The organism is Parapedobacter luteus (assembly GCF_900168055.1).
Taxonomy (GTDB): Bacteria; Bacteroidota; Bacteroidia; order Sphingobacteriales; family Sphingobacteriaceae; genus Parapedobacter; species Parapedobacter luteus.
Map to the genome: position 1 here is coordinate 602,957 of NZ_FUYS01000002.1, position 25,542 is coordinate 628,498.

Below are 25,542 nucleotides of genomic sequence, written 5' to 3' on the forward strand. Positions count from 1 at the left end.
GTTCAATGCCGCGTGGAAGATTAACTAATAAAACCTTTTACATATTGCTTGGTTAATTCCTCCTTGGGGTTGAGCAACAGCTCTTCCGTAGGTCCGAACTCGACAATTTCCCCCATGTATACAAAAACGATGTAATCCGATATCCGTCGGGCTTGACGCAAAATATGGGTCACCAACACGATGGTATATTGTTCTTTTAGCCGTACGAACAGGTCTTCTATCTTATGCGTTGAAATGGGATCAAGCGCCGATGTAGATTCGTCGCCGAGGATGATTTCAGGCTCAACAGCCAGCCCCCTGGCGAGGCAAAGCCGTTGTTGTTGGCCAATAGAAAGTTTGGCCGCAGAGGTGTGCAAGCGGTCCTTTACTTCTTCCCAAAGCCCGGTGTCTTTCAGCTGCTTTTCGACGATGTCGTCCAAATCCGTTTTTTTTCGTATACCGTGTATTCTTGGTCCATAGGCGACATTGTCATAGATAGACATAGGTAACGGATAAGGGCGTTGTGACAGGAGCCCCATTTTCTTACGGATATGCGTCACTTCGGCACCGGATGCATAAATATCTTCCTCGTCTACCAATACACTTCCGGTTACCCTTACCTCGGCTGTATCATCCAGCAATCGATTAAAGGTCTTCAACAACGTAGTTTTGCCACATCCCGAAGGGCCGATAATCGACGTCACGCTTTTATCGGGAATATTGATATTGATATGTTTAAGAATATGATGGCCACCAATGTGAACATTCAAATCCCTGACACGTATGAGCGGATGTTGCGTCATCTATATTTTGTGTTTAGTCTGTTTTGCTGCAAGAAAATGTGAAGCGACAACAATAGCTAAAATAATCACAGTAAGGATAAGTGCGGAGGCATATGCACGGCCCTGCACCTCGGGTATGGGGCTTCCCAATTGGAAAAATATTGCTAAGGGCAACGTAGCCGCGGGTTCATCCAAGTATTTCGGAATGTTGTCGCTGAAGCCTGCTGTAAAGAGTACCGAAGCTACGTCGCCAATGCCGCGGCCAAAAGCAAGGAGGATAGCTGTATAAATGCCAGGTTTGATTTGACGAAGGATCACCTTGGCAGCTTCCCATCGCGTAGCCCCCAAGGATAGCGCAGCATGTTTAAGTTCCTTGGGTACGGTAGTAATGACCTCATCCAGCGTACGTACCAAAATAGGAATAATCAGTAACGTGACAGCAATGACACCGCCAAGCAACGAAGCGCGAACGCCCAGCCAAATCATAATACTGAAGGCGAAAGCGCCATATACGATAGAAGGGATGCCAAACAGAACATCATAGGCTAGTTTGGCTGATTTGTTCAATAAGCTTCCGCTCTTTAGGTAGATATTCAGATAAATGGAAATCGGGATGCTGACTAGCAGCCCCAATATGGTGGCGCCTCCTGCCAAGTAGAGCGAGCCGATGATTGCATTGAGCACGCCGCCTTCTTTGCCTATATAAAAGCCGCCTTGTGGGGCTTTAGATACCATATCCCAAGTAAGATAGGGCAATCCTTTGATCACAATAGTACCAACAATTAAAAACAAGCTGGAACTGACTACGGTACAAGCGCCTACCATCAATACCTTAAAAACGGTTTCTTCAGCTTTTCTTTTTTTGATACTCATGAGGCGCTGTATTTTGATTCAACACGATGAAGAACAATGCGCGAAACGAGATTAAACAAAAAGATGATAACAAATAACAGCAACGCCGCAAACATCAATGCGGAATCATACAACGGAATGGACATCATTTCGCCAAAATTATTCGCAATAAGTGCAGGTAGGGGATACCCGCCGTCAAAAACAGATGTAGGTGCAATCGGCACATTCCCGCAGACCATTAGTACGGCAATGGTTTCACCGAATGCTCGCGATACTGCCAATACGGTTGCCGCAACAATTCCAGATAACGCCCGCTTAAGCACGACTTTTTTAATGGTTTCCCATTTAGTAGCCCCCAAAGAAAGGGATGCATCCTTGAGTTCTTTAGGAATGGTGCGTAACACTTCAGAAACAATGCTGACCAGAATGGGAAATATCATCACCGCCAACACCACGCCGCCCGTAAATACCGTATAACCGCTTGAGTAATCGGTAAACTGAGGGGCGATATACTCACGGACGATGGGTACCACAAAAAATATACCCCATACTCCATAAATCACAGGAGGAATCCCTGCAAGGATATTGACCAACGGCAGGATAACACTACGCACACCTGGTTTGGCATACTCAGTAAGATAAATTGCAGTAAGTAAGCATAAAGGCAGCGCGACTACGATGGCAATCAGTGTAACCCACAATGTACCCATGATAAATGGGTAAAAACCAAACTGGCCTTTGGAGGGAGCCCACTCACTGGCACTGAAGAGCGATAGCAGGGTTTGTTCTTCGAATAAAGGCGCGGCCCGCCAATATAAACCAATGCCAATCAAAAACACAAAGGATACCGACGCAATTGATAGGATAAGCATCGTGTTGGCTATCAATTTATCTTTAATAATCCTCCAGTTCACAATATCGATTTAGTTTAGCAAGTTCTTCCTTTAGCAGCTCTTCATGTAGTGGGATATAACCGTTTTCCAGCAGAATCGCCTGCGACTCCTTAGTCAACACGAATTTGATAAATTCAATCACCACAGCATCATCCGGTTTGCCCTTCAACAGAAATGAGAGATTGCGCGACGGAGGCGATGGATACCGGCCGAGTGCGACTGCTTGGGTAAGGCTATCGATGGTATCATAGAAATTTTCCTCCGATGAAATCCTGCCGTCTCCGTTTAAATCTATCGGGATGACCCGGATACCCGCCGTCTGTTGCCGTGTTTTTAAATCATAAACGTAGTTGATGTTGTTGAACCCTACGGCTAATGGATTTTTTTGGATAGCCTGCGCAATGCCAGGATCCCCGAAAATACCCACTCCTTTGAGTTCTTCCTGCGAGCTCCCTAAGAACGCTGCCCAGGTCTCTGCGGCGCCCGCAGCGTCCGATCGGACATATACATGCAAGTCCTCAGGAGAAAATGTGGGATCCAACTGACTCCATTTTAAACGGTTGCCTTTTACGAATACCTCACTCAACTCCCGTTGCTTTAATCCACGTTCCAAGATGGCATTCCGATTAGGATTGTGCTCGCTGAACGTCCCAACAACTGCATCTTTCGCCACATTGATGACATAAGCGCCACGCGCATATTCCTGCTGGTGAATGTCGCGTGATACTAACCCGATGTCTACCATTCCACTTAATGCATCAGCGATACCTTTGCCGGCGCCCCCGGCAGAGATGTTAAAGCGAACATTAGGATGCACCTCCTTGAATTGTTCGCTCCATAATACGACAAGGGGATAGAGCGCAAAGGCGCCCGATATACTGATCGCTCCCCGCAGCTCCTTTCCGCCGTCCAAACTGGATGAATTTTTAGGAGCACAGCCACACTGTACACTGATAAAAATGACTGTTAAAATACGAAGTGATAAATACCGTATGCCGTCAATCCTCATATCGTCATAAACTCGAGATGGCAAATATATACAAAATAGGTAGACATTATATAATTCAGTAAATTTTAGTTGTTGAATAAAAATTATACTACTTATTCTATATACTTTACGTATATTTGCCTGCGTGGGCTATACACATCGAAGCATGGTCTGAAATGGCGCAAATCGTGCAACGTATAAACAAGGCCCTCCGTGTAGGTAGTTCTTAAAAACTAAACAACATCATGCAGAGTTTTAGGACAGAACTCGAGAACCCGATAGTAGAAAAGGAGATTATCGAACTCGAACGTAAAATCAGGGAGTACCAGGAAGGCAAGATTGCAGAAGAGAAGTTCCGCAGTCTCCGGCTGGCGAGAGGCGTATACGGCCAGCGGCAGCCCGGTGTGCAGATGGTCCGTATTAAGCTGCCATTTGGCAAAGTAACATTCAAGCAGTTGCTTCGGATAGCTGATATATCGGATGAATACGCGAGCAGTAATTTGCACTTGACCACCCGGCAGGATATCCAAATCCATTATGTTAGCTTAGCCAAAACACCTGAATTGTGGACTAAACTTGCGCAAGACGATATTACCTTGCGGGAGGCGTGCGGCAATACGGTCCGGAATGTGACCGCGTCGCCCAATGCGGGGATTGATCCGGAAGAGCCATTTGACGTATCGCCGTATGCGCAAGCTTTGTTTTCCTACTTCCTCCGGAATCCGATTTGCCAGGAAATGGGGCGCAAATTTAAGGTCGCTTTTTCATCCAGTGAACGGGATACCGCGTTCAGTTATGTCCATGATTTGGGTTTCATTCCCAAAGTCCGCACCGTAGCAGGCATTGATGAACGAGGTTTCAAGGTCATGCTGGGTGGCGGATTGGGTGCACAGCCGATGATTGCCCATGTGGTTCATGACTTTTTGCCTGAGGACCAACTCATCCCTTATACAGAAAGCGTCATTCGTGTGTTTGACCGTTATGGCGAACGCAATAACCGGAATAAAGCCCGATTTAAGTTTCTTGTTCAAAAAATAGGACTTGAGGAAGTGCTGCGATTGGTTGACGAAGAACATACAGCAAATAAAGTGAAGTCGTTTATGGTCGATCGAAATGCAGTGCCCCAACCGGAGCCGCCTGAGGTATCCCCAGTCGTTGCGGAACTGCCGATAGACCTGTTTCGTTACGAGGTATGGGAAAAAACCAACGTGTTCCCCCAAAAACAGGAAGGGTTCTATGCAGTCTATGTGAAAGTACCGACAGGCGACCTCAGCACGACCAAGGTCCGTAAACTCGTCGAAGGCGTAAAGGGTCATATCGCCGATGAAATACGCATCACGCAAAATCAGGGCTTACTATTTAAATTTGTCAGGAAGCAGTCATTGCCTCATGTCTTTAACATATTGAACAGCCTCGGGCTTGCGGCGCCGGGTTTCGACAGCGTGGCGGACGTGACAACCTGTCCCGGTACGGACACCTGTAATTTGGGGATTTCAAATAGCACAGAGATGGCGCGGGTGCTCGAACAGTTGATTTACGAGGCGTATGCAGATCTGGTCTACAACCGCGAACTAAAGATAAAAATCAGTGGCTGCATGAACTCTTGTGGACAGCACGGATTGGCGCACATCGGGTTTCATGGCAGTTCGTTAAAAGCTGCCGGCAAGGTGGTCCCCGCAGCACAGGTTATGATGGGTGGAGGTACACTCGGCGATGGCCTCGGCAGGGTGGCGGATCGCGTAATCAAGGTTCCTTCCAAACGGGTCACCGACGTTTTACGATTGATCTTAGACGACTATGCGTCCTATGCCATGGAGGGCGAACTATTTCACGATTACTACGATCGGCAAACCAAGGATTATTTCTACCGTTTACTTAAGCCGTTGGCCGATTTGACCACATTGACGGATGACGAGTTTGTGGATTGGGGCCACGAAGAAACATTTCAAACGGCAATCGGTGTTGGCGAATGCGCGGGTGTAGTAATCGATTTGGTCGCTACTTTGCTGTTTGAGGCCGAGGAAAAGCTGGACTGGGCGAACGAAAGTTACCGAACGGGGGGATATGCCGATGCCATATACCACGCCTATAGCGTGTTTGTCAGCGTCGCGAAGGCATTATTACTCGATAAAGGGGTCAACAGCAGCTCGCAGCATGCCATTCTTAAGGACTTCGACAATCACTTTGTCGAAACCGGGGAGTTTACTGTTTCGGGTGGTTTTGCCGAACACGTCTTGCAAATTAATAAACATGAGCCTTCCGAAACTTTTGCCAGCTATTACTTGGCGGCGGCGATCGATTTCTTTGAAACAACGAAGGCAAAGCGAAAGGCCAAAGACATGATCAACGTCTAACGGCCTGAAGACTATCATATCCAACGGACAGACATATGAAACTTTACCCGAAAATAACGTTGGTAGGGGCAGGGCCCGGCGATGCCGATTTGATTAGCCTCAAAGGCTTGAAGGCATTGGCTATGGCCAACGTGGTCCTTTATGATGCATTGATAAATGACGAACTGTTGACCTATGCGCCAGCGCATGCACTACGGGTATATGTGGGCAAACGGGCAAATCGCCACGCGTACAGCCAACAGGAAATTAACGAAATGATGGTTGCCTACGCACGGTCCCAAGGTCACGTCGTGCGTCTCAAAGGGGGTGATCCGTTCGTATTTGGCAGAGGCGGGGAAGAGCTGGAATATGCAGCTAAACACTTTATACCTACCGCCGTCGTGCCAGGCATATCCAGTTCCATAGCCTTAGCGGGGCTACAGGGCATTCCGCTAACCTACAGGGGGGTGAGTGAGAGTTTTTGGGTAATCACCGGCTCTACGACGACAGGTGTAATAGCCAAGGATATTTATACCGCTGCCAAGACAGATGCGACGGTGGTCGTACTGATGGGATTAAATAAGTTAACCGAGATCACCGAAATCTACAGGCAGGAGGGAAGAGGTAATCTTCCCGTGGCGATTATCCAGAATGGTTCCTTGCCCGATGAAAAAATCGCATTAGGAACAATGGACACCATTGAAGCTGAAGCCGGCGATCAACAAATAGGGGCTCCCGCGGTGATTATAATAGGAGAGGTGGTGGGTAAACACGAACGGTTTACATCACGCCAACGGCGTGCGGTGGCAATATAAATAACAGAAAACAAGAATGGACAATCAGTTATTCCCGATCTTTCTGCAATTGAATCACTTACGAACACTCCTTGTCGGCGGGGGCGGTGTAGCACTTGAAAAGCTTACCGCCTTGCTCCGGAACAGCCCACAGGCGTCCGTTACCGTGGTTGCGAAACGCTTAATACCTGAAGTTCGTGCATTTGTACGCGACTATCCTTCGGTTCAGGTATTCGAACGGGCTTTTGACGATACGGATTTGGATAATGCGGATTTGGTGGTCGTGGCATCAAATAACCCTTTTTTAAATGCTCATATCCGCCAGGAAAGCCGTAAGCGGCACCTTCTGATCAATGTTGCGGACAAACCGGATCTATGTGACTTTTACCTGGGTTCAATCGTCAAGAAGGGGAATCTCAAGCTAGGTATATCCACCAATGGCAAATCACCCACAATGGCCAAACGCATCAAGGAGTTATTGGATGAATCGATTCCCGATGAAATTGACGAAACGCTCCAATACATGAGTGAATTGCGCGATTTATTAAAAGGGGATTTTACGGATAAAGTGAGGGAACTGAACGCCCACACTGCTTCGTTGCTGATGTCAAAACGGACGCATGGAAACACTGGTAGATGAAATAAAGAGAAGTTTGGCCGATAGGCACGTAGTGGAGGCGTTGGCTATATTGACCGAACGATTTCCAGGAAAGGTTGTGTTTTCCACTAGTTTTGGTATTGAGGATCAGGTTATTGCTCATTTTATTTTTAGCAATAATTTACCCATCCGAGTTTTCACCCTTGAGACCGGTCGGCTATTTCCGGAAACCTACTACGTATGGAACCGAACCTTAGAAACATATGCCGCAGAGATAGAAGCTTATTTTCCGGATACTTGCGCAGTGCAGCGATTAATCAGCCAAAAGGGGCCGTCAAGCTTTTATGAATCCATCGAAAACCGGAAGGAATGTTGCCGGATTCGCAAGATTGAGCCATTACAGCGGGCCCTCGAAGGCGCAGCATGCTGGATTACGGGAATCAGGGCCGACCAATCGGACAACAGGCAGGGCATGTCACAAGTAGAGTGGGATAACACCAATCAACTTATTAAATTTCATCCAATCTACACCTGGTCACTTGACGATGTATGGCAGTTTGTCAAAAACCAAAATATTCCCTATAATCCTCTTCACGACAAGGGATTCCCTAGTATCGGTTGTGCACCGTGCACCCGTGCAGTACGAGCGGGAGAAGATTTCAGGGCCGGGCGTTGGTGGTGGGAAGACAAAAGTAAAAAGGAGTGTGGATTGCACGCAACGAGCTCATAGTTTGAAAAATAGAGAAAAGTATGGATTATTTAGATCAGTTAGAGGCAGAGGCTATTTACATCCTACGGGAAGTGGCAGGCCAATTTGAAAAGCCTGCATTATTGTTTTCAGGTGGAAAGGATTCAATTACATTGGTTCACCTCGCTGAGAAAGCCTTCCGCCCCGGCAAATTTCCCTTTCCATTGGTGCATATTGATACCGGACATAACTTTCCAGAAACCATAGCCTTCCGTGACCAATTAGTCGCAGGTTTGGGCGAAAAACTGATTGTGGGCTATGTACAAGACAGCATAGACGCCGGTAAGGTAGTTGAGCAAAAGGGCAAGCATGCCAGCCGCAATGCCCTGCAAACGGTGACCCTCCTCGACACGATTGCCGAGCACGGCTTTGACGCTTGTATCGGCGGTGCCAGAAGGGATGAGGAGAAAGCACGAGCCAAAGAACGGATATTTTCCGTGCGCGACGAATTCGGACAATGGGATCCGAAGCGCCAACGTCCCGAACTTTGGAACATATACAACGGACGGATCCAGAAGGGCGAAAACGTGCGGGTATTTCCCATCAGCAACTGGACTGAGCTGGATGTGTGGAATTACATTCGCAGGGAGGGCATTAAGCTTCCGTCGATCTATTTTTCACATGAACGAGACGTGATTACTCGGAATGGCCAGTTGATGGCTGCCTCCGAATTCTTGAATATTGACCATGAAGATGTTGTGGAGTACCGCAAGGTGCGCTTCCGTACCGTGGGGGATATGACCTGCACGGCAGCTGTGCCGTCTGAGGCTTACCACATCGACGATATCATCGATGAGATTCGTCTGTCGAACATCAGCGAACGCGGAGCACGGATGGATGACAAGGTTTCGGAAGCGGCCATGGAAGACCGCAAGAAAAGTGGGTATTTTTAAGACAAATAACACAAGGAAAGACTGAAATCATAACCTGAATAATAAATGGATATACTCAAATTCTTCACCGCGGGCAGTGTGGACGACGGGAAAAGTACCCTGATCGGAAGGTTGTTGTACGATACCAATTCCGTGCTGGATGACCAACTCGAAGCCATCCGACGTGCCAATCGCAAGAACAATGACGGTACATTGGATTTAGCCATACTAACCGATGGGCTGAAAGCCGAGCGCGAGCAGGGTATCACTATTGATGTAGCCTATAAATATTTTCAGACCGAGGAACGGAAATTTATCATAGCCGATACTCCCGGGCACATTCAATATACAAGAAACATGGTAACAGGTGCCTCTAATGCCGACTTAGCCATTATCTTGATTGACGCCCGGAAAGGGGTGGTCGAGCAGACGCGAAGGCATTCGTTCATCGTATCGTTGTTGGCTATTCCAAATGTATTGGTTTGCGTCAATAAGATGGATATGGTAGACTACGACCATTCGGTCTTCGATAAAGTGAAGGATGATTACGAACGGCTAACCGAAAGCCTGAACATCCGGCAAGTCGACTATATTCCGGTAAGCGCGTTAAAAGGTGATAATATCGTCAATCGGTCAGCCAATATGCCGTGGTTTACAGGATCACCATTGCTCAGATTCCTGGAAACCATACCGATCAGCCAAGCCGTGGAAACCGCAAAGGCGAGATTCCCCGTGCAGTGGGTCATCAGACCCCAGACAGATGAATTGCACGACTACCGCGGATATGCGGGACGGGTTATCGGCGGTTCATTCCGGGTAGGGGATCCCGTGGTCGCGATGCCATCGGGCTTCGGCAGTGTCATCAAGCGCATCGAATTGGCCTCGGATGACCTGAATGTCGCCGAAAATGGCGCCTCTGTGGTCATCCACTTGACGGACGATATCGATATCAGCCGTGGCGACATCCTGGTAAAACAAGGTGAACAGCCAGCGGTATCCCGACAATTCGAAGCCGAAATTTGTTGGATGGATGCCAAATCGCTTGACCCAAGCCAAATTTACTTATTACAACATCACGGCAAAACAACTAAAGTGAAAGTACAAGATGTTATTTATCGCATCGATATGCAAACGCTGGAAAAATCGTCTGGCAGTGAATTCGGACTAAATGATATCGGTAAAATACAGTTCAAATCGGCGGATCCATTAGCCATGGATCCATACACGGCAAACAAAGCCAACGGCGGTGCCATCCTTATCGATTCGCGTAATAATTTGACCGTAGCTGCATTAATGATTACAAAACTGGACTAACTCGTACAGTAGCCGTTCATGCAGCTTGGACGGTCTAATGGGTTGATGAGGCGAACACTATTTAACATAACATCAATTATATAATTTACTCAACTTAGTGACTTTCCAAAAATAGCCCGACCCATTTAAAAATTAGTTTACAGAACACAATCATTATTAAAAATTTTTAAATTTGTGGCTCCAGACACTATATTAAATTTACATGTCAGAATATTTCCAATCGTTTATTGATTACGTAGCTGCACGCAATCCAAACCAAGCTGAATTTATACAAGCCGTCAAGGAAGTCTCAAGCGATGTCATTCCTTACATCAACGAACATGCACCTGAGCTTATCAATTTGAAATTGCTGGAACGAATGGTTGAGCCGGAGCGAACAATTTCATTCCGGGTTGTCTGGCTTGACGATAATCAGCAGGTGCAAATAAACCGGGGTTATCGTGTACAGATGAACAGTGCGCTTGGTCCGTATAAAGGCGGACTACGATTTGCTCCAACGGTTAACCTAAGTGTCTTAAAATTTTTAGCATTTGAGCAAATATTCAAGAATAGTCTCACCGGGTTGCCCCTTGGTGCAGGCAAAGGTGGCGCAGATTTCAACCCCAAAGGCAGATCGGACAACGAAATTATGCGTTTTTGTCAAAGCTTTATGACCGAACTTTATCGGCATATCGGTTCAGACACGGACGTGCCCGCGGGTGATATTGGTGTCGGCCAACGCGAAATCGGTTATTTGTTTGGCCAGTATAAACGTCTCCAGAACAACTTTACTGGTGTCTTAACGGGCAAAGGTCCGGCCTGGGGCGGTAGCTTTATGCGGCCCGAAGCCACTGGATTTGGATTACTGTACTTTGTCGAGCGAATGCTTTATGAAAATGGTGACTCATTGAAAGGAAAAAAGGTGGCTATCTCCGGCGCCGGTAACGTAGCTTATTATGCAGCTTTGAAAGCAATAGCGCTTGGCGCTAAAGTGGTTACCATTTCGAACAGTAACGGGACAATCTATGATGAAAGTGGATTTACGCTGGAGAAGCTGGATTACGTGAATTCGTTGAATCGTAACCTTGAAGCGTATACTGCACGCTATGCTGGCGAATATCATGCGGGTAAAAAACCTTGGCAATTTACGTGCGATATCGCCCTCCCCTGCGCCACCGAAAATGAGCTAAACGAGCAGGATGCCGAGCTGCTGCTAAAAAACGGTTGCATCTGTATAGCGGAAGGCGCAAATATGCCTTGCACGGCAGAAGCTGTAGAAGCTGTTTTGAGGTCGGACATGCTTTATGCACCGGGTAAAGCTGCTAATGCAGGCGGTGTGGCGGTATCAGGGCTTGAAATGTCGCAGAATCGGCTTGGTCAGCAGTGGCCTGCAGACGCCGTGGATAATCAGCTCAAAAAGATTATGCATGACATCCATGACACTTGTGTGCATTACGGCAAAAACAAACATGGCAAGATCAATTACCTGAAAGGCGCCAATATTGGCGGTTTTATCAAAGTTGCGGAAGCCATGAAATCGCAAGGCTTAGTATAAAATAAACGCATGAGAACGGTAGCCGAACTCCCCCACCCTGACTTTAAGATTACGATTTTCGCGATGAATCAGAAATTCATCATTAAGTTTGAGCAGGGCTCACTTGAACAAGTTTACAAAATCGCCGAATCAGCGATCACAAACGGCGTCGATGGTGTATTCCAGCTTATTGATGATGAATTTAGCCATTCTGTTGCAGAGCGTTTTAATGACATGCGCAAGTCATTTATCAGTGCCTACGACCGGCATGAATAGTGATTTAGGTGGTCAGCTGTGCGACGATCCACGGCACACCAACGGTAGCTTTTTCATCAACACAGATAACGTCGGTCCGCTTAAGTAATTCCGACGCCTGCTGGTCAACAAAATATTTCGTCGCGGTTGCTGGCACCTCGTTTAATAAGCCGGCAGCTGGATAAACTTGGAGTGAAGTACCAATTATGATGAATATATCTGCTGTCTGGCAAATACGGATAGCTTCCCCCATTGCAGGCACCGGTTCCCCGAACCAAACAACGTGCGGTCGCAACTGGCTTCCTAATTCGCAACGGTCTCCCATGTGAAGTTTGCTTCCCGTTATCGGATAAGTCAGCTTAGGATTGATACTCGACTGCGAACGTGTAATAAGTCCGTGGAGGTGCAGTACAGTACTTGAGCCCGCACGTTCGTGCAGATCATCGATATTTTGTGTAATAATACTTACCCGATTGGTTTCCTCCAACGTTACCAAGGCGCGGTGTGCAGCATTTGGTTCCGCTTCTAATACGGCCTTGCGACGGATATTGTAAAAATGCTGTACCATTTCCGGGTCTTTTGCCCAAGCTTCTGGCGTGGCTACATCCTCCACCCTATAACCTTCCCACAGGCCGTCTTCGCCCCTAAAAGTTTTTAACCCGCTTTCCGCGGAAATGCCAGCTCCGGTAAATACTACGATGTGTTTCATTTGTGCAAACTTAGGCAACCTGCTATTTTTTCGCAAGGGTTTCCCTCCGAATAACTACCTTTGCTGGCCATGATTGAATTATATACCGATGGCGCGTCAAGCGGCAATCCCGGTCCTGGCGGATACGGAGTTATCCTACGCTCAGGTCCTCATTATAAAGAAATATCAGAAGGCTTCCGAAAGACCACCAACAACCGCATGGAACTCTTGGCTGTCATAACGGGCTTGGAGGCACTTAAGAAGCCGGGGCAAGATGTCGTTGTTTATTCGGATTCGAAATATGTCATTGATGCGGTAGAAAAAGGCTGGGTGCACGGATGGGTAAGAAAAGGATTTGCAGGCAAGAAGAACAAAGATTTGTGGATGCGTTTCCTCAAGGTTTATAAAGTACATAAGGTACGCTTCGTTTGGGTAAAAGGTCATGCGGGTCATGCTGAGAACGAACGGTGCGACCAACTTGCCGTACAAGCTTCGCTTAATTCCTTGAACTGGAAAATAGATGCCGTTTTCGAATCGGGCAATGTATAAAATACCCATTTTGGTGTATTGCCGTTGATGGTCTTTTTTTTGATGTTTGTGAATCTAAGTGCAAACATAAAAGACCTTTATTATGGAAGATGCAAACAGCCGAAAAAAAAGCAAACTTACCCTCATTTCAGTCAAGTTAGCCAAGGAAATGGTTGATGCCTATGACGTCCAAAGACGACAACCCGCAGCAAAGGAACGCAGCAAAATCCTTGGCCGAAAGGTAGACGAACCACGTTGCGTTTGGGTGAGTAAGGAAGCCATCCTTGAGCTTCTGGAAATCAATAATGCAGACGGTATCCGCTTCTATTACGCAGTCGCGGATGATTACCCGGATTCCAAGCTTAAGAACCAAGAATATAAGTTGGCACAAACGCTTGTCATGGTAGCTACCAAATCCAAGGATCCGAAAGATCCAACGATGGAAAACAGTGTTGATTGTTTAAATATCCCCAAGGAAGACGAGACTGCCGTTAAATCTGACGAAAAAGCCGGACCGATAGTAATGCCCCTCAGTTCAACGAATGCAGGCCTACCAGCGGATGATTTAAACATGTGTCCGCCGCCCCCGTCGGAAGGCATGCTGCTTTAAGGTTATGTGCCCCAGACATCGATGAATACAATCACCATCGCTTTATTGTCCTTAGTTTTATTGGCGGCAATTCTTAGTTTCTATAAGAGAAAAATTTTGGGATCCTCCGTCCTGAAATTTTTCTCCTTTTTCCTGCTTTTCCAATTCCTCTACCAGTTGGCGGCGGCGCTGTATTCGTTTGTATTCACTCAGCATGAACCAAATTATTTTATATTCAACCTCACGATGCCAGTCAACATCGCATATTTTAGTGCTTTGTTCTATGACATCGTCAAACATCCGGCAAAACGGAAGTTTATCGTTTCCACCACCGTAATAAACTTGCTATTCTATGTTATCAATCTGGCTTTTATTCAAGGCTTTTTCGCATTGATGACTTACTCCCGTACAGCCTTGGCCGTTTCGTTGGTGATTTATTCGTTGCTTTATTTTCATGAAATGTTGACCTCATCGGCCGCGGAAAATGAAGTAAACCCTACCCGGAGTGCCACATTCTGGATTGTCACTGCCATCTTTTTCTTTTACCTTTGTAGTACACTGACCATCATTATTTGGGATTATTTAGTCGCCAGCAATCCGATCATAGGTCCGTTGATGACAAGAATATTCGGTTTTTTGCTTTACGCCATGTATGTTGTCGGCATGATGTTACATAAAGCTGAACACAAGGAGCCAACCGCATAAATAAATACGTTGATAAAACGGGATAATACCTGAAAACATGGACGCTTCCAGTAATGAAATCATCATCGCATTCCTGTTTGGAAGTTTGATGCTCGCGTTGATTGGCGTTTTTATGTTTATGATGGTCATCTTTTATCAAAAGCGGAAAATCAGGTCCATCGAGGAGCGCCAGCGCTTAATCGCGCAATACGAGCAGGCTGCATTGAAAGCCAAAGTGGAAATACGTGAAGAAACGTTGAAATACGTAGGTCAGGAACTCCATGACAATGTTGGCCAGCTTCTATCCTTGATCAAACTGTATCTTACTCATCCGGAAACGCAGCAAAAGACAGCCGTTACTCAATTAATTGACCAAGCTATTACAGATATCCGTGTCTTGTCCCACGATCTTAATATCAATCGTGTCGAGCAATATTCGCTAGGCGACTTTATCGAACAGGAACTTAATAAAGTACATAAGGCGGGTACGATGCAAACATCATTCGAGAGCGAGGGGATATGCGAGCTTCCAAGTATCCAGAACCGTGTGATGATAAGTCGCATTTTTCAGGAATGCATCAATAATATCTTAAAACATGCGGAAGCTAAACATATATTTGTTAAGTTAGTGGCGGAAAAAGGAAGTTGTGTATTATCCATTATTGACGACGGCGTCGGCTTTGAGACAAGTACTGTTCGCAATGGAACGGGATTCATTAATATCTATGATCGCTTGAAGCTCATCGGCGGAGATATCCGGATAAATTCTGCACCCGGCAATGGAACCAATATAACACTCCGTATTCCGCAAGGGTAACTGCTTTCCATAGTCTTTTAGCAATGATAACGATTGCGATAGCTGATGATCACAAGCTAATGTCAGAAGGTGTTGCATCCATTTTGCAATCCGATCCGAGTTTGACGGTAACTAAGATCTGCACCAATGGAAAAGAGCTTATAGACTTTCTGGAAACGCATACCGTCGACGTGGTGTTGATTGATTTAAACATGCCGATCTTAAACGGACCTGATACCATTCGCGCCTTGAAAAGAAATCAAACCCCCAGTAAAATCGTTGTTTTGAGCATGTATGCCGACGAGCATGTTTATGCAACGTGCAGGGAATTGGATATCAACGGATATTTACGCAAAGATTCCAATGCACAGCATCTCATCGATACCATTAAAGCAATCCATAACGGCGAGAATCGGTATGATTATGACCGAGCCGACAAGTCTAACTCGATAGTGGCAAACGCGCTGTTCGAAGATAAATTCTTGAATAAGTTCAAGCTTTCCAAACGCGAACTCGAAATCATTAAGCTGGTAAGCAACGGGCATACAAATCAGGAGATTGCGGATATTCTATTTTTATCCATCCATACCGTGATGACACACCGTAAAAATATCCTGCACAAGCTGGATGTACGCAATACCGCAGAAATGCTGACACTAATCAATGGGTAGATCAGGATTGCTGAATGTCGTCGCTGTACACGTACCGTATTTCGTTTCGTAGGTTATAGTGCGAGGCCATGACCTCACCGTAAGCACCTGCCGTGCGTATGACTATCAGGTCTCCGCGTTCTGATTTTGGAAGCAGCACTTCCTTGCCAAAACAGTCGCTACTTTCGCAAATCGGCCCAACAACATCGTAATGCAGCATTTCCGTCTCCGACTCGGTTTGGTCGAGCCGTTCGATGCGATGATATGCCTGATATAACACCGGCCGCATCAATTCGGTCATACCTGCATCCAGAATTAGAAAATTTTTCTTGATTCCATTTTTCACATACAGCACCCGGCTGACTAAGCTACCACACTGTGATACCAATGCCCTGCCCAACTCAAAATGAACCTCCTGACCGGGCTTGCGTTCAAGAAAGTTGGCAAAAACCGAGAAATATCCAAGAAAATCCGGAACCAATGAAGCGTCAGGTTGGTGATAATCGACACCAAGTCCGCCTCCCACGTTAAGCACACGCAGACGGAAGCCACGTTCGTCAAACCAATTGTTAAGTTCATTAACTTTTACACAAAGGCTCTTAAACACGTTGAGATCAGTAATCTGGGATCCAATATGGAAATGTATGCCTATCAGCTCGATGTGTTGGCATTGCCTCAGTGTTTCGATGGCTTCGGGCAGTTCCCACTGTGCAATACCAAATTTATTTTCATCTAAGCCCGTAGTGATATAATGGTGCGTTTGGGCATCCACATTCGGATTGATACGGAGGGCTACACGTGCTTTTTTCCCTTGATCCGCCGCCAACCCATCAATAACCAACAACTCCTGAACCGATTCGACATTGAAGCTAAAAATGTCCTGGGTCAGCGCATACTTGATTTCCCTATCAGATTTGCCGACGCCGGCAAACACGATGTCGGTCGATCTGAAGCCAATTTCAACGGCTTTTTTTACTTCGTTTCCACTCACACAATCGGCTCCGAATCCGGCTTTGCAAATAGCGTTCAACAGCCTGTGATTGAAATTCGCTTTAAGCGCATAATGCACGTGAAAATTGTGGATATCGGCAGCTTGTTTAGCAGCGTCTAACGTCTGCTGCAACAATGCTAAATCATAAAAATAAAAAGGGGTTTCCTGCTGGGAAAAAGCAACAATACGTTGTGCGTCAAACATAATTGATCATTGGTAAATTAAAAAAGTCGGTTGTGTAATGACCGCAAAGCCTCAACTTTGTGTGCTGTTTGCAGCAGCATGGATATGTTATAGTTACTTCCCCCATAAGAAATCATGCGAATGGGGATGTGTTTCACGGCGTCCAGCACCCGCGAGGCGTAGCCGTGGGTGTCTAATCCGAAATCACCGACTACGCATACAATCGTCTGGTCCTTGTCTACTTCCACCGAACCGAAGTCCTTAAGTTCGTTTTCAATCTCCGTCAAGTATTTGGTATCGTCTATCGTCAGTGATATGGCCACTTCTGATGTCGTGATCATGTCAATAGGCGTTTTATAACGTTCGAACACTTCGAAGACCCTGCGTAAAAAGCCATAGGCGAGTAACATTCTCGACGAATGGATACGGATAGCCGTAATACCATCCTTCGCCGCGACGGATCGCACCACACCTTTTGCGGCACCTTCCTTGTTAATCAGTGTTCCCGGGGCCTGTGGCTGCATGGTATTCAATAACCGTACCGGCACATTATAACGTTGGGCGGGGAAGACACTCTGCGGATGCAATATCTTCGCTCCGAAGTAAGCTAGCTCCGCGGCCTCATCAAAACTGAGATTAGCAATCGGCTGGGTCCCCTTCACGATACGGGGATCGTTGTTATGCATACCATCGATATCTGTCCAAATCTGGATTTCGTCGGCACGAATAGCCGCCCCTATAAGCGAAGCAGTATAGTCACTCCCTCCCCTACGGAGATTATCAATTTCGCCAAAAGAGTTTCTGCATATATAGCCCTGTGTGATAAAGAAATTGTGGTCGTTTGATTGGAGTAACAGTTCGTTCAACTGCTCTCGGATGAAATCTATTCTCGGCTCGTTGTCTTCATCGATTTTCATGAAGTCTAATGCCGGCAATAATTTTGACCGTATCCCGAGTTCAGTCAGGTAAAAATGGAAAAGTGTCGTCGAGATCAATTCGCCTTGTGCCAGAATAATTTTCTCCTCAATGGGAGTAAACAGATGGCTGGAAAAAGAATCGATAAGGTTAAAGTGATATTCGATTAGTTCTTTCCCGTTTTGAAGCCCTTCTTCCGTAGTAAAAAGCTCGGAAATCAATGCACTGTATTTATTGCGGAGTTCATGGATAAGCGCTGCGGCCTGACTCTTATCGCCTGCTGTGAAAGCTTGGGCTATTTCGACCAAGGCATTGGTGGTGCCAGCAACAGCCGACAGCACAACGATTTGGCGTTCCCGCGTATCGATGATATCAAGGAGTGCCTTCATGCGCTCGGCGCTCCCTACAGATGTTCCTCCGAATTTTAATACTTTCATTATAAAAAAATAAAGGCACAAAGATAGCTAAATGCCCCTTCATGCCACCATAACGCTTTGAAATTATTTTTTTAGGGTCTGGATGATTAAGTTGGCCAATTCCTCGCCAATACGCTCCTGCGCCTCATTAGTTGCTGCCCCGATATGGGGGGTCAGCGATACCCGGGGATTTGTCAATAATTCCTTACGGGGTGTGGGCTCGTTTTCGAACACATCCAAGCCTGCAAAGGCTACTTTTCCACTATTGAGCGCATCGATAAGTGCCAACTCGTCGATCACACCGCCGCGTGAAGCATTGACAAGGCCGACCCCGGGCTTCAACAGCTCAAATTCGTCCTTTCCAATAATCGGTTTATCGGTGAAGGGCACATGCAATGAAATGAAATCAGCATTTTGCAATAACTCGGCAAGTGCAACCTGTTTGATAGGCACGTCCACGGTAATGCCTCCAGACAAGGTTAGCGGGAGCGCCGCAGGAACTTCAAACAGGTCACTTACCATCACGTCCATTCCCAATCCCAGTCCGACCTTGGCTGTCTCTTTGCCGATTCGTCCGAACCCAACGATACCCAACGTTTTTCCGCGCAGTTCGACACCTTTCGCATACGCCTTTTTAAGCCCACCAAAATTGGTATCTCCCTCAAGAGGCATTTTGCGCTGTGCATCATAAAGGAACCGCACACCGCCCAATAAATGCGCAAACACCAATTCGGCCACGGACAATGAGGAGGCCGCTGGCGTATTCACCACGGCAATTCCCTTGGCAAGGGCATAATCGACATCGATATTGTCCATCCCTACTCCTCCCCTTCCGATCAATTTCAGGTTTGGACACACATCAATTAGCGCTTGGCGCACTTTCGTTGCACTGCGTACCGTAATAGCGTCGTATGCAGGTAGTTTTAAAGGGAGCTCCTTTTGTGGTATATGATTCGTATCTACGGTGAACCCTGCCTTTTCAAGCAGTAGCTTGCCAAGGGGATCTATTCCGTCGTTTGCTAGTATTTTCATCTATATATTTGCTTTTTTATCCGCGACGAAGCTCGCCTGCCTACGATAAGCGGCGGGCGATAGCTTACAGTTACAACTATTTATTTTTTTCTTCAAATTCCTGCATGGCATCGACCAGTGCATTAACACCAGTGATACTCAACGCGTTGTATATGGAAGCCCGGAAACCGCCAACGCTCCGGTGACCTTTAAGCCCTACTAAGCCGCGTTCTTTAGCCAACGCTAAGAATGCGTCTTCATGTACCTTGTCCTCCATTACAAACGTGACATTCATCCGTGAGCGATCTTCCGGTACAGCCGTTCCCCTGAACAACGGATTCCGGTCAATTTCGTCATAAAGCGTACGTGCCTTAATGATGTTCTCCTGTTCGATCACTTCGACCCCTCCCTTGCTTTTCAGCCAACGCAGGTTGAGCATAGATACATAAATCGAGAATACGGGGGGCGTATTATACATGGAGCCCGCAGCGATATGAGGTTGGTAATCAAAAATAGTCGGTAAGGTACGCCCTGTTTTACCCAACAAGTCGTCTTTCACGATCACTAGGGTCACCCCTGCCGGTCCCATATTTTTCTGGGCACCTGCATAAATGAGGCCATAGTCGGCGACGTTTATTTTCCGGCTAAGGATATCCGAAGACATATCACATACGAGCGGTGCCGTACTTATTGGTGTTTCGAAAATTTCCGTTCCGAAAATTGTGTTGTTCGACGTATAGTGAAAATAAGCGGCATCGACGGGTATCCCGTACGCCTTGGGAATGTAGTTGTAATTAGCATCTGCTGACGAGGCGACAACAGCAACATCACCTACCTTTTTTGCCTCTTTAATAGCCTTACTTGCCCAAGTTCCGGTATCCAAATAAGCCGCCTTGCCTCCTTCAGGCAACAGGTTTAGCGGCACCATAGCAAATTGCATGCTCGCTCCTCCCTGCAAAAAAAGGATGGAGTAGCCTTGCGGTACAGCAAGCAGTTCGCGCACCAACCGTTCGGTTTCGGCTACCACGGCTTCAAATTCCTTGCTGCGATGTGATATTTCCAAAATGGATAATCCGGTATCGTTGAAGTTCAATATTGCCTGGGAGGCCTCTTGGAAAACCTCCTGCGGCAATATGCATGGTCCCGCTCCAAAATTATGTTTCATTTTTAGCTAAATTGAAAGGTTTCTTATTTAATTGGCCGCAAAAATAATAATTATTTATTGAAATTCATTCAATATATTCTTGGAATAATTGCGAATAATTCAACAAGGCTGAACCGTATGACCGAATCTACACCATCACACGGCATTATTCGATTCCATACTTTTCCATCTTGTTATACAAGGTTTTGCGGTCGATATTGAGCATCTGGGCAGCTTTGCTTTTGTTGTATTTCGCTTTCTGCAGTACATCCAAAATTAATTTGCGCTCGTGTGCTTCGCTATGTAAGCGGAGGTCCGGGGTGTCGGTTGTAGGTATCGTCTCCGTTGATACAGCCGGATTTTTTATGGCGAATACCATTTCTTCGGGCAGTGCAGCTACTTCTGCTTTCGCTCCTGGCGAAAGCAGCACCATGCGTTTAATCACATTTTTTAATTCCCGGAGGTTTCCGGGCCAATCGTAATTATGAAAAATATCCTTCACTTCTTCAGACAGTTCCACCACCCCCCTGCCAAGCTCTTCATTTGCTTTTTTGATAAAAAAGTCCACAAATTGCTGAAAATCAGCCCGGCGATCCCGAAGGGCGGGGACAATAATTTCAAATTCATTGATCCGGTGGTACAGATCTTCCCGGAATTTGCCTGAACCGAGCAAGTCTTCATTCGTTGCCGCTATAACCCGGACGTCTACATTGATTGTTTTATTTGCGCCCACCGGCTGTATAACCTTTTCTTGGAGAGCGCGAAGCAACTTGACCTGTACATCATAGGACAGATTGCCTATTTCGTCTAGAAACAGTGTGCCTCCTGACGCCTCCACAAACTGGCCAGTTTTGTCATTCAGCGCACCGGTAAACGATCCCTTAATGTGACCAAAAAGTTCGCTGGAAGCCAGTTCTTTGGAAAGCGTGCCACAATCAATGGAGATAAACGGCTTGTCGGCCCTCATGCTCCGTTGGTGAATGGACCGTGCTACATATTCTTTCCCAGTACCACTTTCCCCACGAATCAGTACAGACATATCGGTTGGTGCCACCAGGGCAATGTATTCATGGAGTTTTCGGGCGGCAGCGCTGGTGCCTTCCACGAAATCGGCCATCGTATTGCCGGTGATGCCTGCTATCCGGCTTCGCATAACAGCAGGTTCTTTTTCAGTGGATTTGCCTTCCAGCGCCTCATTTACCACCATCAGCAGTTCGTCAGGGTTGACCGGCTTGGTGATGTAGTCAAAAACCCCCTGGCGAATAGCCTTTACAGCAGTCCGTACATCATTGAAGCTGGTCATGATTATGGAGGGAATGATCTTTCCTTCTGCGTGGAGTGCCTCCACGACATCTAACCCGATGCCATCACCCAATCGGTAGTCCAATAAGATCAAATGGAACGAATCGTGCTTAAGTGCCTCGATGCCACTTTTTACGCTATACTTTACCACCACCTCAAATCCTTTTTTCTTCAAGAAATTTTCAAGTATAGCAGCAAATGTGGTATCATCTTCTACCAACAAAATATTGGCCATGGAGCAAATGATTAAAAAGTTGAATGTCTTGTCTTAGTACCTTAGTATATCGAACGGTCAAAGCCCAATTTTATTTTATCAATGATTGCTGTCGCAAACTCACTCGTTTTTAGTAGCTTTCCCGCTGTCATATGATCAAAAAAATCTACGGTGACCGTTTGCTGTAATATGGTCATCTGTAAGGCATCGGTAATCAATGAAGCCACTTCATTCCAGCCGATGTATTCGAATAACATTGCACCGCTGAGTATCACCGAAGAGGGGTTCATGCTATCTGTGTCCGCAAAGCGGGGGGCGGTGCCATGCGTCGCTTCAAATACCGCATGGCCAGTTTGATAATTAATGTTTGCACCCGGCGCAATGCCAATTCCTCCCACGATGGCTGCTAATGCATCCGAAATATAATCACCGTTCAGATTTAAGGTAGCAATTACGGCATAATCTCTTGGATTTAATAAAATTTGCTGTAAAAAATTATCGGCGATGATGTCTTTTATGATGACCTTCCCCTTCCTTTCGGCATGCTTCAATTCGTCATTGGCTTCATGCTCGCCGTTGGCCGCCTTCGTTTTTTCCCATTGCCTCCACGTGTAAGTCCGGGCTGCAAACTCAGTTTCAGCCACGTCATAACCCCAGCTTTTAAACGTGCCCTCGGTATATTTCATAATATTTCCCTTATGAACCAAAGTGACGGATGGGAGGTCGTTGCGGATTGCATGTTCAATTGCTGCCCTGACCAATCGCTTTGAACCGTTTTCAGAAACCGTTTTTATCCCAATGGCGGTATCGGGCGTGAGATCATAATCCACAGCCATTTCACGCTGAAGAAACTCTTTTAGGCGCGTTCCTTCTTCCGAGTGCGCCGGAAATTCGATTCCGGTGTAAATATCTTCGGTATTCTCCCTGAAGATCACCATATTCACATATTCAGGGTATCTTACGGGAGAAGGCACCCCTTCAAACCAGCGGGTCGGCCGTTGGCATACGTAAAGATCTAGCGCTTTTCGTATTGCCACATTGAGCGAACGTATACCGCCCCCAATTGGCGTGGTTAAAGGGCCTTTTATACCTACCAGGTATTCCTGGAGCAAGTTGATAGTTTCCTGCGGCAACCATTCGCCCGTAAGCTGAAAGGCTTTTTCACCTGCCAACACTTCTTTCCAGGTTATGCGGCGTACACCGTGATAAGCTTTTTCCACGGCAGCATCGAATACCCTTACCGCGGCACGCCAGATATCGGGTCCGATGCCATCCCCCACGATAAACGGTATGACGACCTTGTCTGGCACGCGGAGCGTCCCATCAGCGTTCTGTGTGATTTTGCGTTCCATCATGGCATCAAATCTTAGTCTTTCGTAAACATGTTGCCAATACCCCTTCCGATTCGCTGTAGTAATGGGGCTGTGGCCACATCTTCATACTCGTCAAGCGAATACCCGGCTCGCCTGCTCGGGAATACTAATATACGGTTATACTGCGCATATACCTTGCCCAATTTTTTCGGAATTCCGTCAAATGAATGACGATAAGACATCTCTCCCTGTCTTGCCGAAAAAAACACAATGATATCGTTTTCTTTGACAAACTTCCTCAGCCCGGAGAGATTATCCCATTCATCGTAATCAGAAAACAACACCCGAGTGCTATTTTTGTTTCGTTTTATATACTCAGCAATGGCATGCTGCGTACGCTCATCACAGACGTAAAGAATGGGGATCGTAAGCTCTTGCGAAAGGAGGAGTACTTTCTCCATGCAGTAATCAAAGCCAAGCTCCGATTCGGAGAGAGGCGGACAAAAAGCCAAGATTCGCTTTTGTGTAACCATTGGTTTGTCCAAATGGCACATAAACAAGTTGGTATCGGTTTGGTTAAGAATGCTTTCGGTCTTTTCACCAACCATCTTTTCGATAATACCCGGTTTACTGGGCCATCCCAATAAAATCCCGTCGGCCCCTATTTCACGGGCAGCCCTGCTGATACCATTAGCAACGTTGTGGTCGATGGTAGCCATCATGTTTACTTCTGTTTCGCTTCCCGAGGCATATTTTGCAGTCGAATCCAGGTTTTTTCTTGCACGTTGCAGATTCTGTTCGGCCATATCGTTACTAGGTACAACGGTCAATACCGTGATGGGATGCGGCGAATAGTTGCTCTTAATAAGCGTAGCGAAGTCCAGCAAGGATTCCATGTTGTTCAGATTTGCGATCGGCAACATCAGCTGTTCTTCTCTTGCGATGTTTTTTTCATTAGTTACCTCATCCTGATCGCCTGCAAGTACCACTTTCTTAGACGCAGACTCCGTCGCCAGCGAAGCCACGATGCACGTAATCAAAATGAGCACGATAGTCCCATTGAGTACATTTTCATCAATGATTTCATACCGGAAGCCTACCATGATGACTGCCAAAGTAGCCGCAGCATGCGCACTGCTGAGCCCAAAAATAACCTGTCGTTGAGATGGTGTGTAGCCGAAGACAAGTTGCGTAAACCATGCCGCAATCCATTTGCTGAAAATGGCTACTATGGTCAGCGTCGCGGCAATGAACAATGCCGCTGGCCCATTGAGCAGTACACTTACATCTACGATCATGCCCACACTGATTAAAAAAAAGGGTATGAATATAGCGTTGCCGATAAATTCAATCCTATTCATTAATGCCGACGAATGAGGAATGAGTTTGTTGAGTGCCAGGCCAGCCACAAACGCCCCGATAATATGTTCCAGCCCCGCGATTTCGGCTAAGAAAGCCGCAAAGAACACCACAGAAAGCACAAAGATATAATGAGCTGTCTTTTCACCCTCCACTTTCTGGAAAAACCACTTGGCTACGCGAGGTATGATTCCAAACATAATCAGCAGGAAAATCGCAAACGAGACGCCCAACGTCATCCAGAATTGCCTGTCAAGCTGTCCCTGGGATGCGCCAATGATGACTGCAAGGATAATCAACACGGCGGTATCGGTAAGAATCGTGCCTCCGATAGTGATAGCTACTGCCTCGTTTTTTGATATGCCATAACTATTTACAACCGGATAAGCAACTAATGTATGTGTAGCAAACATGCTGGATATCATGATGCTGGCTAGCATATCATATTCAAGGATGTAATAACATACCGGATAACCGATGGCAATGGGGATCGCGAAAGTAAAAAGGCCAAACAAGACACTTTTATGTCGGGTCTTCCGGAACTCGTTCATGTCCAGCTCAAGACCGGCGATAAACATGATATACAGGAGACCGATGGTTGAAAATAGATCAACCGCAGAGTTTTTTTCGAGCAAATTTAAGCCATGCGGGCCGATTGCCACGCCCGAAAGAATAAGGCCGATAATACCGGGGACCTTAATCCAGCGCAGCAAAATGGGCGACAACAGGATAATAAAAAGGATAAGGGCAAAAATAAGCACCGGGTTGCTCAACGGTGTCTCAAATACATGGCTTAAATGATCGAAAAAGTTTTTAGCCATAGATTAGATTTTAGCAC

25 protein-coding genes are annotated in these 25,542 nt (G+C 46.4%); 13 read left to right on the forward strand and 12 right to left on the reverse strand.

From position 1 onward, the window contains the following. Positions 1–20 precede the first annotated feature (20 nt). The 4 genes from B5X72_RS05845 to B5X72_RS05860 are packed head-to-tail and all read right to left on the reverse strand — an operon-like array spanning position 21 to position 3,419. The gene (locus B5X72_RS05845) at positions 21–782 is read right to left on the reverse strand and encodes a phosphate ABC transporter ATP-binding protein (protein ID WP_079715872.1); all 762 of its coding nucleotides are present in this window, start codon (positions 780–782) and stop codon (positions 21–23) included. Further along, on the reverse strand, positions 783–1,634 hold the full coding sequence (locus B5X72_RS05850) for a PstA family ABC transporter permease (RefSeq protein ID WP_139378551.1): 852 nt from the start codon (positions 1,632–1,634) through the stop codon (positions 783–785). Beyond that, positions 1,631–2,527 (reverse strand): phosphate ABC transporter permease subunit PstC, encoded by an 897-nt coding sequence (pstC, locus tag B5X72_RS05855; RefSeq protein ID WP_262497464.1) that lies wholly within the window; start codon positions 2,525–2,527, stop codon positions 1,631–1,633. Before pstC ends, B5X72_RS05850 begins: the two co-directional genes overlap by 4 nt. Next, complete coding sequence (locus tag B5X72_RS05860) at positions 2,508–3,419, reverse strand: PstS family phosphate ABC transporter substrate-binding protein (RefSeq protein WP_245826845.1); 912 nt, start codon at positions 3,417–3,419, stop codon at positions 2,508–2,510. The genes pstC and B5X72_RS05860 overlap by 20 nt, the downstream gene beginning before the upstream one ends. A gap of 320 nt (positions 3,420–3,739) precedes the next feature. Between B5X72_RS05860 and B5X72_RS05865 the strand changes: the two genes are divergently transcribed. The 8 genes from B5X72_RS05865 (at position 3,740) to B5X72_RS05900 (ending at position 11,942) form a co-directional block, all read left to right on the forward strand. Further along, positions 3,740–5,848, forward strand: a complete 2,109-nt coding sequence (locus B5X72_RS05865; protein ID WP_079715875.1) for a HEPN domain-containing protein — start codon at positions 3,740–3,742, stop codon at positions 5,846–5,848. A 35-nt stretch (positions 5,849–5,883) separates the two neighbouring features. Beyond that, on the forward strand, positions 5,884–6,642 hold the full coding sequence (gene cobA, locus B5X72_RS05870) for a uroporphyrinogen-III C-methyltransferase (RefSeq protein WP_079715876.1): 759 nt from the start codon (positions 5,884–5,886) through the stop codon (positions 6,640–6,642). Between the two features lie 16 nt (positions 6,643–6,658). Then, complete coding sequence (locus B5X72_RS05875; RefSeq protein ID WP_079715877.1) at positions 6,659–7,261, forward strand: precorrin-2 dehydrogenase/sirohydrochlorin ferrochelatase family protein; 603 nt, start codon at positions 6,659–6,661, stop codon at positions 7,259–7,261. Further along, positions 7,242–7,949, forward strand: a complete 708-nt coding sequence (locus B5X72_RS05880; RefSeq protein WP_079715878.1) for a phosphoadenylyl-sulfate reductase — start codon at positions 7,242–7,244, stop codon at positions 7,947–7,949. The genes B5X72_RS05875 and B5X72_RS05880 overlap by 20 nt, the downstream gene beginning before the upstream one ends. Before the next feature lie 20 nt (positions 7,950–7,969). Next, positions 7,970–8,860, forward strand: a complete 891-nt coding sequence (gene cysD, locus B5X72_RS05885) for a sulfate adenylyltransferase subunit CysD (RefSeq protein ID WP_079715879.1) — start codon at positions 7,970–7,972, stop codon at positions 8,858–8,860. Positions 8,861–8,905: 45 nt separating this feature from the next. Next, positions 8,906–10,153, forward strand: a complete 1,248-nt coding sequence (locus tag B5X72_RS05890) for a sulfate adenylyltransferase subunit 1 (protein WP_176146112.1) — start codon at positions 8,906–8,908, stop codon at positions 10,151–10,153. 202 nt (positions 10,154–10,355) lie between these two features. Beyond that, positions 10,356–11,687, forward strand: coding sequence for an NADP-specific glutamate dehydrogenase (gdhA, locus tag B5X72_RS05895; protein ID WP_079715880.1), 1,332 nt, complete (start codon positions 10,356–10,358; stop codon positions 11,685–11,687). A gap of 9 nt (positions 11,688–11,696) precedes the next feature. Further along, positions 11,697–11,942: a hypothetical protein gene (locus B5X72_RS05900; protein ID WP_079715881.1), complete on the forward strand. Its 246-nt coding sequence runs from the start codon at positions 11,697–11,699 to the stop codon at positions 11,940–11,942. A gap of 4 nt (positions 11,943–11,946) precedes the next feature. Here B5X72_RS05900 and B5X72_RS05905 read toward each other — a convergent pair whose 3' ends face one another. Further along, complete coding sequence (locus B5X72_RS05905; RefSeq protein WP_079715882.1) at positions 11,947–12,630, reverse strand: SIR2 family NAD-dependent protein deacylase; 684 nt, start codon at positions 12,628–12,630, stop codon at positions 11,947–11,949. Between the two features lie 69 nt (positions 12,631–12,699). On the opposite strand from B5X72_RS05905, the gene rnhA reads away from it, so the two are divergent. The 5 genes from rnhA to B5X72_RS05930 all read left to right on the forward strand — a co-directional run bounded on the left by rnhA (position 12,700) and on the right by B5X72_RS05930 (position 15,877). Then, positions 12,700–13,158, forward strand: a complete 459-nt coding sequence (rnhA, locus tag B5X72_RS05910; RefSeq protein WP_079715883.1) for a ribonuclease HI — start codon at positions 12,700–12,702, stop codon at positions 13,156–13,158. 82 nt (positions 13,159–13,240) lie between these two features. Further along, on the forward strand, positions 13,241–13,747 hold the full coding sequence (locus tag B5X72_RS05915; protein ID WP_079715884.1) for a hypothetical protein: 507 nt from the start codon (positions 13,241–13,243) through the stop codon (positions 13,745–13,747). A 96-nt stretch (positions 13,748–13,843) separates the two neighbouring features. Further along, positions 13,844–14,431 (forward strand): hypothetical protein, encoded by a 588-nt coding sequence (locus B5X72_RS05920; RefSeq protein WP_139378552.1) that lies wholly within the window; start codon positions 13,844–13,846, stop codon positions 14,429–14,431. A gap of 37 nt (positions 14,432–14,468) precedes the next feature. Beyond that, on the forward strand, positions 14,469–15,227 hold the full coding sequence (locus B5X72_RS05925) for a sensor histidine kinase (protein ID WP_079715886.1): 759 nt from the start codon (positions 14,469–14,471) through the stop codon (positions 15,225–15,227). 23 nt (positions 15,228–15,250) lie between these two features. Continuing rightward, on the forward strand, positions 15,251–15,877 hold the full coding sequence (locus tag B5X72_RS05930) for a response regulator transcription factor (protein WP_079715887.1): 627 nt from the start codon (positions 15,251–15,253) through the stop codon (positions 15,875–15,877). A gap of 1 nt (position 15,878) precedes the next feature. Here B5X72_RS05930 and lysA read toward each other — a convergent pair whose 3' ends face one another. From lysA to B5X72_RS05965, 7 genes are all read right to left on the reverse strand, one after another. Next, positions 15,879–17,051 (reverse strand): diaminopimelate decarboxylase, encoded by a 1,173-nt coding sequence (lysA, locus tag B5X72_RS05935; protein WP_079715888.1) that lies wholly within the window; start codon positions 17,049–17,051, stop codon positions 15,879–15,881. A 17-nt stretch (positions 17,052–17,068) separates the two neighbouring features. Next, positions 17,069–18,382: an aspartate kinase gene (locus B5X72_RS05940; RefSeq protein WP_079715889.1), complete on the reverse strand. Its 1,314-nt coding sequence runs from the start codon at positions 18,380–18,382 to the stop codon at positions 17,069–17,071. 63 nt (positions 18,383–18,445) lie between these two features. Continuing rightward, positions 18,446–19,393: a D-2-hydroxyacid dehydrogenase gene (locus B5X72_RS05945; protein ID WP_079715890.1), complete on the reverse strand. Its 948-nt coding sequence runs from the start codon at positions 19,391–19,393 to the stop codon at positions 18,446–18,448. 76 nt (positions 19,394–19,469) lie between these two features. Then, positions 19,470–20,537, reverse strand: coding sequence for a 3-phosphoserine/phosphohydroxythreonine transaminase (gene serC, locus B5X72_RS05950; RefSeq protein ID WP_079715891.1), 1,068 nt, complete (start codon positions 20,535–20,537; stop codon positions 19,470–19,472). Between the two features lie 145 nt (positions 20,538–20,682). Further along, complete coding sequence (locus B5X72_RS05955; protein ID WP_079715892.1) at positions 20,683–22,053, reverse strand: sigma-54-dependent transcriptional regulator; 1,371 nt, start codon at positions 22,051–22,053, stop codon at positions 20,683–20,685. Positions 22,054–22,094: 41 nt separating this feature from the next. Then, positions 22,095–23,387 (reverse strand): NADP-dependent isocitrate dehydrogenase, encoded by a 1,293-nt coding sequence (gene icd / locus B5X72_RS05960; protein WP_245826847.1) that lies wholly within the window; start codon positions 23,385–23,387, stop codon positions 22,095–22,097. Positions 23,388–23,398: 11 nt separating this feature from the next. Then, positions 23,399–25,525, reverse strand: coding sequence for a cation:proton antiporter (locus tag B5X72_RS05965; protein ID WP_079715893.1), 2,127 nt, complete (start codon positions 25,523–25,525; stop codon positions 23,399–23,401). Between the last annotated feature and the right edge of the window lie 17 nt (positions 25,526–25,542).